The 12,771-nt window shown below is 72.4% G+C and carries 12 protein-coding genes; 4 read left to right on the top strand and 8 right to left on the bottom strand.

Annotated elements, in window-relative coordinates:
• Positions 1-540: 540 nt before the first annotated feature.
• The 4 genes from ACFVFH_RS22670 to ACFVFH_RS22685 form a co-directional block, all read right to left on the bottom strand.
• Positions 541-1,044 (bottom strand): N-acetyltransferase, encoded by a 504-nt coding sequence (locus tag ACFVFH_RS22670; protein WP_383771626.1) that lies wholly within the window; start codon positions 1,042-1,044, stop codon positions 541-543.
• 250 nt (positions 1,045-1,294) lie between these two features.
• Positions 1,295-1,930: an MFS transporter gene (locus ACFVFH_RS22675; protein WP_383771628.1), complete on the bottom strand. Its 636-nt coding sequence runs from the start codon at positions 1,928-1,930 to the stop codon at positions 1,295-1,297.
• Positions 1,873-2,184, bottom strand: a complete 312-nt coding sequence (locus ACFVFH_RS22680; RefSeq protein WP_383771630.1) for a hypothetical protein — start codon at positions 2,182-2,184, stop codon at positions 1,873-1,875. The genes ACFVFH_RS22675 and ACFVFH_RS22680 overlap by 58 nt, the downstream gene beginning before the upstream one ends.
• A 118-nt stretch (positions 2,185-2,302) precedes the next feature.
• Positions 2,303-2,848, bottom strand: a complete 546-nt coding sequence (locus ACFVFH_RS22685) for a hypothetical protein (RefSeq protein WP_383771632.1) — start codon at positions 2,846-2,848, stop codon at positions 2,303-2,305.
• A gap of 909 nt (positions 2,849-3,757) precedes the next feature.
• On the opposite strand from ACFVFH_RS22685, the gene panD reads away from it, so the two are divergent.
• Both panD and ACFVFH_RS22695 read left to right on the top strand, forming a co-directional pair.
• Entirely contained in the window at positions 3,758-4,183 is a 426-nt protein-coding gene (gene panD / locus ACFVFH_RS22690; protein WP_383771634.1) for an aspartate 1-decarboxylase, read from the top strand.
• Between the two features lie 160 nt (positions 4,184-4,343).
• On the top strand, positions 4,344-4,970 hold the full coding sequence (locus ACFVFH_RS22695) for an aspartate/glutamate racemase family protein (RefSeq protein WP_383771636.1): 627 nt from the start codon (positions 4,344-4,346) through the stop codon (positions 4,968-4,970).
• 371 nt (positions 4,971-5,341) lie between these two features.
• Here the strand turns inward: ACFVFH_RS22695 and ACFVFH_RS22700 are convergent, their stop codons facing one another.
• Positions 5,342-6,718 (bottom strand): helix-turn-helix domain-containing protein, encoded by a 1,377-nt coding sequence (locus ACFVFH_RS22700; protein ID WP_383771638.1) that lies wholly within the window; start codon positions 6,716-6,718, stop codon positions 5,342-5,344.
• A 203-nt stretch (positions 6,719-6,921) separates the two neighbouring features.
• On the opposite strand from ACFVFH_RS22700, the gene ACFVFH_RS22705 reads away from it, so the two are divergent.
• Entirely contained in the window at positions 6,922-8,325 is a 1,404-nt protein-coding gene (locus ACFVFH_RS22705; RefSeq protein WP_383771640.1) for a M64 family metallopeptidase, read from the top strand.
• Positions 8,326-8,329: 4 nt separating this feature from the next.
• On the opposite strand, the gene ACFVFH_RS22710 is transcribed toward ACFVFH_RS22705, so the two are convergent.
• From ACFVFH_RS22710 to gndA, 3 genes are all read right to left on the bottom strand, one after another.
• On the bottom strand, positions 8,330-9,127 hold the full coding sequence (locus ACFVFH_RS22710; protein ID WP_383771642.1) for a family 1 encapsulin nanocompartment shell protein: 798 nt from the start codon (positions 9,125-9,127) through the stop codon (positions 8,330-8,332).
• Positions 9,127-10,212 carry a Dyp-type peroxidase gene (locus tag ACFVFH_RS22715; protein WP_383771644.1) on the bottom strand — a complete coding sequence of 362 codons (1,086 nt, stop codon included), beginning with the start codon at positions 10,210-10,212 and terminating at the stop codon, positions 9,127-9,129. The genes ACFVFH_RS22710 and ACFVFH_RS22715 overlap by 1 nt, the downstream gene beginning before the upstream one ends.
• 211 nt (positions 10,213-10,423) lie before the next feature.
• The gene (gndA, locus tag ACFVFH_RS22720) at positions 10,424-11,866 is read right to left on the bottom strand and encodes an NADP-dependent phosphogluconate dehydrogenase (RefSeq protein ID WP_383771646.1); all 1,443 of its coding nucleotides are present in this window, start codon (positions 11,864-11,866) and stop codon (positions 10,424-10,426) included.
• Positions 11,867-12,036: 170 nt separating this feature from the next.
• Here gndA and ACFVFH_RS22725 point away from each other — a divergent pair, with 170 nt between their 5' ends.
• On the top strand, positions 12,037-12,693 hold the full coding sequence (locus ACFVFH_RS22725) for a TetR/AcrR family transcriptional regulator (RefSeq protein WP_383771648.1): 657 nt from the start codon (positions 12,037-12,039) through the stop codon (positions 12,691-12,693).
• Positions 12,694-12,771 lie beyond the last annotated feature (78 nt).

Below are 12,771 nucleotides of genomic sequence, written 5' to 3' on the forward strand. Positions count from 1 at the left end.
GGACCGGCAGCAGGGGGTCGCGACGGGGCATGTCGTACTCCAGGGGCTGGGACAGCGGTGGCTCCCCATACTCTCAGGCGTACGCGGGACGACGACGGGCGGTCAGCCGCCCGGGGAACCGGACGCGTGGATCGCGCCTCTCACGCCGTAGGCGGGCACGAGCCGATCGGGCCCGCTTCCCCACCGCCCGCCCGGCGTCCGGCCCGACAGCGGCACGGGAGGACCTGAGCGGCGGCGACAGCGGTGGCGCGGGAGCGTCGGCCGACGACGTGCGGCGGCGTTCGGCACGTCGAGGGCCCAGTTCCCGGCCGGTGACGACCCCCGGACCGACCGACACCCGTGCCCGCCCGTAGTTGCCTGATGCCCCATCAGGCGCGGTGGTGCATCGTCCCATCGGCACGGGGCCGGGACGGGCGTGCGGACCTGTCCCCGGGCGACGGCTCCTCGGCCGCCCGGTTCGCACGGATCGGGCGGCCGCGTCGCCCGGTCAAGACTCCCGTTCGACCGACAGCCTTCGGGATCGGTACGAGCAGCTACCGCCTACGCGTCGGGATGCTGTGGCAGCGCGAGCCAGTGCGACCAGGAGATCTCGCGGCCGAGGAAGCGCGGCCGGTCGAACGGCCAGTCGGCGGCGATCCACTGCGGCACCAGCGCATCGAGGGCCTGCTCGACCTCGCTGCCCACCAGTTCGTCCACCACCCACCAGGAGATCTCGCCGTCCGCGCCCGCCCGCTCCGGCGGGTCGATGTAGACACAGCCGAGCAGAGCTGTCTCCGCTGCGTCGAACAGCGCGTAGTTGAAGGACTGGTGCGCGGCGATCTCCTTCTCGTGCCGCAACAGGTCGGCCTGGTCGGACTCGTAGGTCATGGTGGCCGCGGGCCAGCCCCAGGCCGGGCCGAAGATGGTCCACAGCCGCTCGCGCGAACCCATCACAGCCGGATAGTCGAGCGGGGTGTCCACCTCCCGGATCGGCCGCAGATGATGACCGCCGCCCGGCAGCGACACCAGGACGGGGTGGACGAAATCGTCGGGAAGCCAGCTCATGGCGCCCGACCGTAGCAGCGCGCGGCCGTCGGCTCCGCCGGATTTTCCCCGTGTACAGCCAGGCCCTGCTCTCACATCCCGGGCAGGGCCGTTTCCCTCCTTCGCGCTGTTGCTGAAGTTCTTCGAGGTGGAGGCCCGCTTTCCGGAGGATGTCGGGGGATCCAGGTGCCCGCGGTGTCGTACGTGGCCGGCAGGTGAAGGTGCCGGCCGAGGAATGGGCCGGCTTACTGGGAGGGGCCGCGGGAGCGGCTCAGTCGGCCGGAGTGGTGGCCTGCCTCGGCAGGCAGAACATGAGGGCCCACATCACGGCGAGGAGACTGCCGACCCACCACGGCACGGTGAGGAACGCGTCGCGGTTGAGTGCGGCGTCGGGTGAGCCGTCGGTGGTGGCGAAGAACACCAGGGCGGTCAGCGCGGTCCCCAGTGCGATGCCCAGGTGCATCGCGGTGTTGAACAGGCCCGAGGCGGACCCCGCGTTCTCGTGCAGGACCTTGGCGAGCGACAGGTCGGCGAGCGGGCCGCCGACCATGCCGAGACCGAAACCGATCAGGACCACCGGAGCGGCCGTGCCCAGCAGGTTCACATCCGCCTGCCCTGCGGCGGTCTGCAGTCCGTAGCCGGCCATCGCGGCGATCGTGATGAGGGCTCCGGTCCGGGGCAGGCGGCGGGCGAAGCGCCCGGCGCTCTTCGCCGCGATCGTCGCGCCGGCCAGCTCTCCGACGGAGAGCAGGACGAAGGCGATGGCCGCGTGGACGGGGCTCATGCCCAGACCTTGCTGGAGGTAGAGGGTCCAGGTCATGAAGAACAGCCCGCAGAGGAGGCCGTGCATCAGCTGTGCGGCCATGCCGCCGGAGAACTGCCGCCCGTGGAAGAGGGACAGGGGCACGAGGGGGGTGCGCTGTCCTGCTTGCGCCGTTGGTGGCGCAGGAAGACGCCCTGGACGAGGAGACCGGCGGCGAGCATGGCGAAGCACCACAGCGGCCAGTGGTGGAGATGGCCCTCGGAGAGGGGAAAGATGATCAGGACGATGGCCAGTGCGGACAGCAGCATGCCGGTGAGGTCGAGCCGGTCGGCCTTCTTCACGGTCGACTCGGGGATGAACCTGCGTCCCAGGACGACCACGGCGATACCGACGGGCACGTTGACCAGGGTCCCGGGGAAGCCACAAACGACGGGCACAACCACAGAAAACAGGCTCAAACCGCCCGAGAGAGGTAACCGGACCTGAGACAGCCCGTCATCACGAGAACCCGGCCTATCAGGGAAGATCGCGTGGTCCGCGTGCAACGAGCGGGGAGCCGCCGTCCTCCGGCAGGACAACGATGAACCGCCAAGGGCCATCCTCAACGCGGGCCAAGCCGATAGTCGTAGCCGCGGCGAACGCCTCAGCGGCGGGCCCAGCGCCGTCGGTCAACTCATCAACCTTCGCGTAGTGTTTCGCCAGAGATGCGGATGGACCGCTGATCCACAAGGCGACCTTTGCGCCTCGGCGAAGCGCGGCGAGCAGGTCATCGCGGGCTTGCCCCTGAGCGGCGCCCTGGACCTTGTCGTGAAGACGTTCCTGTCCGCATGGCTCTGTCGGTGCGGCCTCAGCCTGCTGGCGGCACCGCCGACACGACTGCAGGGCGCCAGGATCGAACAGGTGCGAATACCGCGTGGTGTGCCGCTCGGATATCCCGCACAGGGTTCCGCGCGCGCCCACCGCGTGCTCGACACCGGGAACGCCGTTCACCTCGCAGGCACCGAACCGGGCCGGCTCCCGCGCTGTTGCGAACGACCAGCCTTCGGCCGGGACATCGATCATGCGGACGAGCATGCCACAGGCATCGGGTGCAGCTCAGCCGTGATCTCGGACAATGCAACTTCACCTGGGCGACAACGTCGCTTGAGACGGATCGGCCTGGCCGACAACATCACCTGAGACCGTTCACGTCCCCCGGCGTAGGAGCGGCAACGTCCCCCGGGACCAGGGGCGAATCCAACAAGGTCAGGTGAGACACCGGCAACATCGCGAGAGACGGGACAGCACACCCAGGTCGCGGCTCCCGGCCCTTGCCGCTCCGGTCTCGGACGGCACCAGGCCCCCCTCTCGGAAGCGGTCCTTTGCGCGACCAAGACCAATCACGGGGCGCCGGATCGTCGCCGAACCCGGATTCGTTCTCAGGATCGGTTCTCACTCAAAATCGGGACGCATCCCGTTCTGAGACTCACATCGTGCGAGAGTCCGGTCCCATGACGGACCCTCAGCAGGCTTCTCCGACCGAACGAACGAACGTCCGACCGGTCGGACGCCGACGAGGTCGAACAGCATGCCCGTCCACCACCCCGGTGGGGACCGATGAGGGTGCTGACGTCCTGGGCGTTGCGATCCCCAGTCGACCCGGAGGCGATCAGCCGTCACGAGCGCTCAGCCGAGGTGCTTCTTGCCGGGGGAGAGGAGGCAGGTGCCGCCGCGGCCCATGGTGATCACCACGTCGGGACGCTCGTACGGCCTCGATGGTCAGCACCTTCGATGGTCAGCACCTTCGGAGTCCGGGTGGACATATCGGTCGGCGGGTGGTCGGTGCGGGTCCTGAAAAACGCGGGTCCCGAAGAACGCGAGTGCCGAAGAACCTGGTGGCGGCCGCCCGGGGACGCGACTCGTTGTAGCGTGTCGCAATAGCCCTTGACCTGTAAAAACGCAGGCAGGGAGCCTACTCGTGGGAGTGTTCCGATGTTGCGTACCATGTTCAAGTCCAAGATCCACCGCGCCACCGTGACCCACGCCGACCTGCACTATGTCGGTTCCGTCACCATCGACGCCGCGTTGATGGAGGCAGCGGACCTGCTGCCCGGCGAGCTGGTGCACATCGTCGACATCGACAACGGCGCCCGCCTGGAGACGTACGTCATCGAGGGCGAACGCGGCTCCGGTGTCATCGGCATCAACGGCGCCGCCGCCCACCTGGTCCACCCCGGTGACCTGGTCATCCTCATCAGTTACGCCCAGGTCGACGACGCGGAGGCGCGTGATCTGGTCCCGCGCGTCGTGCACGTCGACGCCGACAACCGCATCGTCGCGCTCGGAGCCGATGCGTCCGAGCCCGCCCCCGGCACTGCCACCGAGCGGAGCCCGCACGCCGTGCCCGCGCCGCGCTGACCGGGTCCGGCCGCCGAGGGGGGCACCGCCGTGGCGGACCAGTCATGAGCGCGAGGGCATCGGGGGCGCCCTCGCCCAGGGCTTCCGCGCCACGGCGGGACGCGAGGGCGTGCCCGTCCTCCCGCTCCGGCGGTGCGGCCGGGGCTGTACCGTTCGGGCGATGACGCTCGCCCTGCTGCACACATCCCCGGTCCATGTACCGGTCTTCGACGCGCTCCGGGACGCCGACCACCCCGGACTCGCCCTGCGCCACCTCGTGCACGAGGGACTGCTCGACCGGGCCCGGGAAGCCGGTCCCGAGGCGGTGGCGGACGATGTCCGGGGCCTGCTCGCGGGCGCCGTCGCGGACGGTGCCCGCGCCGTGCTCTGCACCTGCTCGACGATCGGCGCCGTCGCCGAGTCGCAGTCGGCGGCGCTCGGCGTGCCCGTGCTGCGCGTCGACCGGCCGATGGCGGCGGCCGCCGTGGCACGGGACCGCGTGGTGGTGCTGGCGGCGCTCACCAGCACGCTGGAGCCGACCCTCGCGCTTCTCGCGGAAGAGGCGGGGGACCGTCCCGTCGAGGTGCGTGCGGTCGTGGTGGAGGGTGCCTGGGCGCGCTTCGGGGCAGGCGACCGGGAGGGCTTCCTGGACCTCGTCGCGGCCGCTGCCGACGCGGTGACGGAGTGCGACGCGATCGTGCTGGCGCAGGCGTCCATGGCCGGTGCGGTCACCCGGACGGGCACCCGCGTTCCGGTGCTCTCCAGCCCCCGGACGGGCCTCGCCGCCGCGGCCGCCGCAGCACGCTGACCTCGGCACGGCTTGCGGGCCCGGCGGAGCGAACGGAACTTCCGCGCGGGGCCCCACCAGGCGCGGGCGTCCGCCCCGGGAGACCGTGGAAGGAGATCGCACAACTCCTTCGGAGGCCCCCGATGACGAATCCGTATCCCGACCCGGTGCCGCCGGGCCCCACCCCCGGGCCGCCGCCCGGACCGCCGCCCCCCGTGCCGGAGCCGCCGCCCCGGCCGCCCGGCCCCGTCCCTCCCGGTCCCTCCCCGGACCCGATCCCGCAGCCGCCCCCGGCACCTCCCGACCCCGCCCCGGAACCGCAGCCCTCGCCCCAGCGGCCCCGGTGACCGTGGAAGGCCCGGACGGCCCGTGAGCCCCGCGGCGGGCCCGGGTCAGGCCGTGGGCGGGCGGGCCGGGGACGGGCCCAGTGTGGTGGTGCCGGGGGAGGCGCGGTGGCCGAGGCCGGTGCGGTACGCGTCCATGGCGGCCTCGGTCCGGCCCGTACGGCGCAGCAGGTCGCCCAGGAGGCGGCAGATGTCCGCGAGGTCGCCGGCGGCCCCCGCCCGTTCCAGCAGGGCCAGCGCGCTGACGTAGTGCTCCTCGGCGCACTCCGGCTCCCCCTGTTCCTCGTGGATCAGGCCGAGCAGGCGATGGGCGCCGCCCGCGTGGACCGCGCCCCGGTCCGGGTGCAGTTCGCCGAGGAGCCTGTGCAGCAGTTCCCTGGCCTGGGCGGCCTTGCCGCGGCGGCGCAGCACATCGGCCAGTTCCACCTCGACCTGAGCCGTGTAGAGGGAGGCCCGCTTCGACGCCAGCATGTCGCGGGCGGCGCGCAGTTCGCTCTCCGCGCCCGGCAGATCGCCGTCCTGCGCGCGCACATAGCCCCGCATCCAGTGGCAGTGCGCGAGTTCCGTGCGGATCTGGAGCTGCTGGTAGATCTCGGCCGCCCGGGAGAGCGAGGCGTCCGCCTCCGCGGTGCGGCCCGCCGCCAGCAGGGTCCGGGCGACGCTGCGGTGCAGTCCGGCGACCAGCTCCGGATCGGAGACCTGCGGCGCGAGGGCCAGCGCCAGCTCGGCCGCCTGGGCGGCGCGGGCGTGCGCGCCCATGTCCATGTACGGGGCGATCGCGGCCGTGTACAGCAGTAGGAGCGCGCCGGGGTCCTGGAGACCGGAGGTGTTGAGCGCGTCGATCGCGCTCTCCAGCAGGTAGCAGGCGTACCGGAGTTCACCGGCCAGCAGATGGGCTACCGCCCTGCCCCGGACGGCCGGGGCGCGCCGGGGGAGCGGGGCGTCGGCGAGCAGCCTCTCCGCGGCCTCGAAGTGCTCGCGGGCCGCGGGCAGATCACCCGTCTCCAGGGCGCAGTGCCCCAGGCCCAGCAGGGCCGAGGCGCGTTCGTCGTCGAGCCCGTGCAGCTCCGCCTCGCCGAGCAGCCGGGCGTAGGAGGCGGCCGCGTCCTCGGCGGCTCCCGTGGCCAGCGTCCGCTGGGCCTCGACGAGTCCCAGCCGCAGGCCCGTCGCGAGATGGGCCGGACGTCCCGTCGCCAGCTCCTCGTACGTGACGCCGAGCCGGTCCGCGAGATGGCGTACGGCCGCCTCCGAGGGGCGCACCCGGCCGGCCTCCAGGGTGGAGACATAGGCCGGGGTGTAGACGGGCTCGGCCAATTGACGCTGCGTCATGCCCTTTTTCGTGCGCAGCTGTTGCACGCGGCGGCCGACGGATCCGGGCTCCTCGTCCGGTCCGGGGCCCCGTCCCGCCGTGCGTCTCGCGTCCATCGCGCCGCCCTTTCGCCTCGCACCGCCTCGAAATGCGGTCCCTGCATCGTAAATGCCCGGATACGGGCCTCGGCCGCCCGGATCCCGGGCCTTGTCCGGCAGTCCGCGCACCTCTAGGTTAAGCATCGCCTTAAGTCGAGTTAACCCATGGGTTACGCACTGGCCGTGCCCTGGAAGTCACCCCGCACCCCGAGGAGTTGTCCATGCGCATACGCCCGCGCACGCGCCGAACGGCAGGAGTGGCGGCGGGGCTCGCCCTCGCCGGACTCCTGGCGGCGACCGCCACCACCGCACCGGCGTCGGCCGCCCCCGGGGGAACCGACCCGGGCCGTCGCCTCGCGGCCGAGTACTTCCCCGATCCGGGCGGCCCGGGCCGGACCGTCGAGGTACCGGCCACCGCCCCCGCCCCGAAGCGCGCGGCCGCCGCGCCGAGCGCGGCCGAGGCCGCCGCCGACGGCACGGTGGGCGAACAGGCGGTGACCGGGCCCTCCGACGACCGCCTGGACGTCGTGATCATCGGCGACGGCTACACGGCGGACCAGCAGGACGACTTCCACGCGGACGCCACCGCCAAATGGGCCGACATCACCGCACTGGAGCCCTACAAGAGCTACCAGGGCCTGTTCAACGTATGGACCGTCGACGCCGTCTCCCGGGACTCCGGCATCAGCGGCGACCCCGGCGCGGGCACCGTCAAGGACACCGCGCTCGGCAGCTACTTCTGGTGCTCCGACATCGAGCGGCTGATCTGCACCGACATCGACAAGGTGGCCGCGTACGCGGCGAAGGCGCCCGCCGCCGACCTGGTGGTCGTCATCGCCAACTCCACCAAGTACGGGGGCGCGGGCTACTCCGGGCTCCAGGCGGAGGGCCACCCCTTCAACGGCGTCTCCACCCTCTCCTCCGACCACCCCTCGTCCAGCCTGATAGCCGCCCACGAGATAGGGCATTCGGTGGGCCTGCTGGACGACGAGTACACCTACGACGCGTACGGGACCTGGACCGGCGGCGAGCCGGGCGGGATCAACTCCACCACCTACACGGCCGCGCGGCTCGCCGAGAAACGCGCCAAGTGGTACCGCTGGCTGGGGCAGGCCGACCCGGCGGGCGGCACGGTCGGCGCGTACGAGGGCAGCGCCTACTACCCGTTCGGGCTCTACCGCCCCACCGGATCGTCGATCATGCGGGAGCTGAGCAACACCGAGTTCAACCTGCCGGGCAGGGAGGCGATGATCGCCGGGTTCTACCGTGCGGGCAACGCGCTGAGCAGCGCCGTCGACACCGGCACGGCGGTCGGACCGGGCCGGCGCATCGCCGTGACGCCCGCGCGTCTGGGGACCGCCGGGCCCCGCCCCCACCGGCCCGGCGCCGCCACCGGACTGGCCAGGACCGATCTGCGCTGGTACGTGGACGGCGTCGAGAGGGTCTTCGCCCGGGGACGCACCTCCGTCACCCCCGCATCGCTGGGCGTGCGGCCGGACGGCCGCGCCCATGAGGTGACCGCCGAGGCCGTGGACCGTACGGACGCCATCCGCGACCCCGCCGTGCGCGCCCTGGCCACCGACACCCTGACCTGGACCGTCAGGGCGAGCGGGCACCGGAGGTAGCTCCTCAGGCGATGATCGGGACCACGGCCTCGGGCGTCAGCATCCGGAAGGTGAACGCCTGATGGAAGTAGAGCCGGATGCCCGTCGCGTCGTGGTCCTGGTAGCCGATGGAGAGGTCCTGGCCGAGGCACAGCTCGAAGTCGCCGCCGCGGGTGGACAGCAGCACACCGCCCGTGACGGCGGGCGCCCACAGGATCTGGTCGTCGAGCAGCCGGGCCAGATGGGTGGCCACCGGGTAGCCGTGGTCGGAGGTCTCGGTGGCCTCGGTGAAGGCGTCGGCGCCGAGCAGCAGCCGGTACGGTCCGTCGACACCGGCCAGCCGTAGCCGGGTCAGCGCCTGGCTGACGGTGGTCGGGTAGTCGCGGGCGTCCGCGGGCAGCGTCAGCGGCGCGTGCGAGGAGCCGTCCCGGAGCCCGGTGATCCCCGCCGAGGCGTAGCCGTCGATGACCGCCATGTCCTCGGCGAACGCGCAGGTGCGGGCCGCGTCCTTGACGGGCTGCCAGTCGCTGTCGTCCGAGCCGCGCTCGACATCGTCCACGGCCGACCGGGTCACCGTGAACGGCACCCGCCACTCGATGACCGGCACCGAGGTGCGGGCGCGGGCGATGACGTCCGGGGCGGGCGGGTCGATGTCGCGCAGATGGCCGTCGCCGATGGCCGCCAGTCCGGGGCCGTCCGGGTCGGTGACGTCGACGACCCGGCGGCCCGCCACATGGCGGCTGAAGGTGCGCCGGGCCTCTTCTTCGATCTGGTCCCAGGCGGCTTCGGTGACGGGGGCGAGTTCGCGGTGGAGATTGTTCATCACGGGGCGCTTTCTTGCAGGCTGCCGATGTGCAGCGAGCCGTCGGCCGGGCGGGCCGGGTCCGGGGCCTTTGCCGTCGCCGGCGCGGAGGCGGGCTCGGGCAGGGCCCCGGACCCGGCCGACGAGGGCGAGGGCGGCGGGGCGTCGAGGAAGTCGGCGCTGGGGGTGTAGAAGAGCGTGCCGGTGACCGCGGTCGAGAAGTCGAGGATGCGGTCGTGCGTGGCGGGCGGACTGCCGAGGAACATGTTGCGGAGCATCTGCTCGGTCACCCCGGGATCGGCGGCGTATCCGATGAAGTACGTGCCGAACTCGCCCTGCCCGAAGCTGCCGAACGGCATGTTGGCACGCAGGATGTCGTGCTCCGTGCCGTCCGGGTCGGTGATCGTGTTGAGGGCGATGTGCGAGTCGGCGGGCTTGACGTCGTCGGCGAACTCGATGTCGTCCAGCTTGGTGCGGCCGATGACCCGCTCCTGCTCCTCGGTGCTCAGCGCGTTCCAGGCGGTGAGGTCGTGCAGATACTTCTGCACGACCACGTAACTGCCGCCCGCGAACGGGGGGTCCTCGGTGCCGACCAGGGCCGCCGCCTCCGCGTCCGCCCCCACCGGGTTCTCCGTGCCGTCGACGAAGCCGAGCAGATCCCGGTGGTCGAAGTAGCGGAACCCCTGCGTCTCGTCGACGACCGTGACCGCCGCGCCGAGCCGGTCGAGCAGCCGGCCGGCCCAGGCGAAGCACACGTCCATCCGCTCGGCCCGGATGTGGAACAGCAGATCGCCCGGGGTGGCGGGGGCGTGGTGCCGGGCGCCGTGCAACTCCTGGAACGGGTGGAGCTTGTCCGGCCTCGGCCCGGCGAACAGCCGGTCCCAGGCCCCGGACCCGAAACCGGTCACACAGGCCAGGCCGGACTCGGGGTACCGGAAGCCGATGGAGCGGGCGTACGCCGCGAGATCCGGCAGCACCTCGCGCACGGCGGTCTCGCCACCGGGCTCGATGGTGGCGACCAGGATCAGCGCCGCGCTGGTCAGCGGTGCGACGACGGGCTGGGGCGCGGCCGGTTCCGGTGCGGTCTCCGGAGTGGCGTCGGGCATGCGTGGGCTCCCTGGTGCGGCGAGGGCGGGCAAGGGCAACGGGCTCGCGACGGGGGCGACGAGCAGGGGCCTGCTGCTACTTATGCACAGACGGGAGGCCGCCGCACCCCGGGCCACCCGGCCGGGCGACCACGACGACCGTACCGCGCCCGGCGGGCCGGGCCGGGCGAGCGACCGGAACTCCCGGCGGGCCCGCCGCGCGCCCGGGGCGTCAGCCCGCGGACACCTCGGAGCGGTCGCCGCCCCAGAGCGTGTGGAAGACGCCCTCGCGGTCCGTACGGCGATAGGTGTGGGCGCCGAAGAAGTCGCGCTGCCCCTGGGTGAGCGCCGCGGGCAGCCGGTCGGCGCGCAGCCCGTCGTAGTACGCCAGCGCGGCGGCGAACCCCGGCGTCGGCACGCCCTGCCGCGCCGCTTCGGCGACCACCGTGCGCCAGTCGTCCTGGGCCGCCCCGATCTCCTCGGCGAACCGCCGGTCCGAGAGCAGGCTCAGCAGGTCGGGCCGGGCTTCGTAGGCCGCCCGGATCCGGTCCAGGAACGCCGCCCGGATGATGCAGCCGGCCCGCCAGATCGCCGCCACCGCCCCGAGGTCGATGTCCCAGTCGTATGTCAGGCTGCCCGCCCGGATCTGGTGGAACCCCTGTGTGTACGAGACGATCTTGGACGCGTACAGCGCCTGTTCCACCCGGTCGGCGAAGGCCGCGGCCGCCTCCTCGCCGAGCGGGGTGGCCGACGGACCCGGCAGCTCCCGCGCGGCCTCGCGCAGATCCGCGTGCCCGGAGAGCGAACGGGCGAAGACGGCCTCGGCGATGCCCGAGACGGGCACCCCCAGGTCCAGGGCGGTCTGCACCGTCCAGCGGCCCGTGCCCTTCTGCTCGGCCCGGTCCTGCACGATGTCGACGAAGGGCTTGCCGGTCGCCGCGTCGGTGTGGGCGAGGACCTCCGCCGTGATCTCGATCAGATACGAGTCCAGGCGGCCGGTGTTCCAGCCGCGGAAGGTCTCGGCGATCTTCGCGGGGGAGTAGCCCGCCACCTGGCGCAGCAGGTCGTACGCCTCCGCGATCAGCTGCATGTCGGCGTACTCGATGCCGTTGTGGACCATCTTCACGAAGTGCCCGGCGCCGTCGGGGCCGATGTGCGTGGTGCACGGGGTGCCGTCCTCGGCCTTCGCGGCGATCCTCTCCAGCAGCGGCCCCAGCGACGCGTAGGACTCGGCCGAACCGCCCGGCATGATGCTCGGGCCGTTCAGCGCGCCCTCCTCGCCGCCCGAGATGCCGGCGCCGACGAAGTGGATCCCGCGCTCGCGCAGCTCCTTCTCGCGCCTGCGGGTGTCCTCGAAATGCGCGTTGCCGCCGTCGATGATGACGTCGCCCTCGTCGAGGAGCGGGGCGAACTCGTGGATCACGGCATCGGTCGGGTCGCCCGCCTTCACCATGATGACGAGCCTGCGCGGGCGTTCCAGCGCCGCGACGCACTCCTCCGGCGTACGCGCGGGCACGAAGGAGCCCTCGTCGCCGTACTCCTTCACCAGGGAATCGGTCCTGGCCACGGTCCGGTTGTGCACCGCGACCGTGAATCCGTGCCGGGCGAAGTTGCGCGCCAGGTTGCGGCCCATGACCGCGAGCCCTGTGACGCCGATCTGCGCGGTGCCGCTCATGTGTGTGCTCCGCAATCTGTCTCGGGGATGCCTGCACCTTCAGCAATGCCGGAATCTTCAGTATGGATACGGGGTGCGGGAACGGCCCGTCAGGCGTCGTCCGGATGGGCGCTCCTGTGTATATTAGGAAACTGCCTAGAGATCCTAGGCATGTTCGACGGAGGTGGCGGATGGCGCGCGCGGGTCTCACGACCGACCGCGTGGTGGGGGCGGCGGCCGATCTGGCGGATTCCATCGGCTTCGACAAGGTCACGATCTCCGCCCTGGCCCGCGGCTTCGGGGTCAAGGACGCTAGCCTCTATTCGCACGTCAGGAATCTGCACGACCTGCGGACCCGGGTGGCGCTGCTGGCGGCCGGGGAGTTCATCGACCGGATCGGTGCCGCGGTGGCGGGCCGCGCCGGGAAGGACGCCCTGGTCGCGTTCGCCGACGCCTACCGGGCCTTCGCGCTGGAGCGGCCCGGACGGTACGAGGCGACGCAGATGCGGGTCGCCCCCGAGATCGTCGCGCGGTCGTCCGCGTACCACCGCACCATAGAGACCACGGGCGCCATGCTGCGCGCCTACGGTCTGGCCGAGCCCGATCTCACGGACGCGGTACGGCTGTTGCGCAGCACCTTCCACGGCTACTGCGCCCTGGAGGCGAGCGGGGGCTTCGGCGCGCCCCGCGATGTTCAGGCGTCCTGGGAGCGGTCCGTGGAGGCCCTGCACTTCCTGCTGGAGCGCTGGCCGTCCGCGCAGGGCGAGGCGAGCGGGACGACGGCTGACCGGGCGCCGACGCCGGGCCGGTCGCCGTCCTCGGCGCCGGTGCCCGGCCCGGAGCGGTGACGCACGCTTCTCGTCGCCGCCCCGCGGCCCGTAAACATCCCGTATCACACCTTTGGGTCCGTGCTCGTGAGGGACTGC

This window comes from Streptomyces sp. NPDC057697, from assembly GCF_042799335.1.
Taxonomy (GTDB): domain Bacteria; phylum Actinomycetota; class Actinomycetes; order Streptomycetales; family Streptomycetaceae; genus Streptomyces.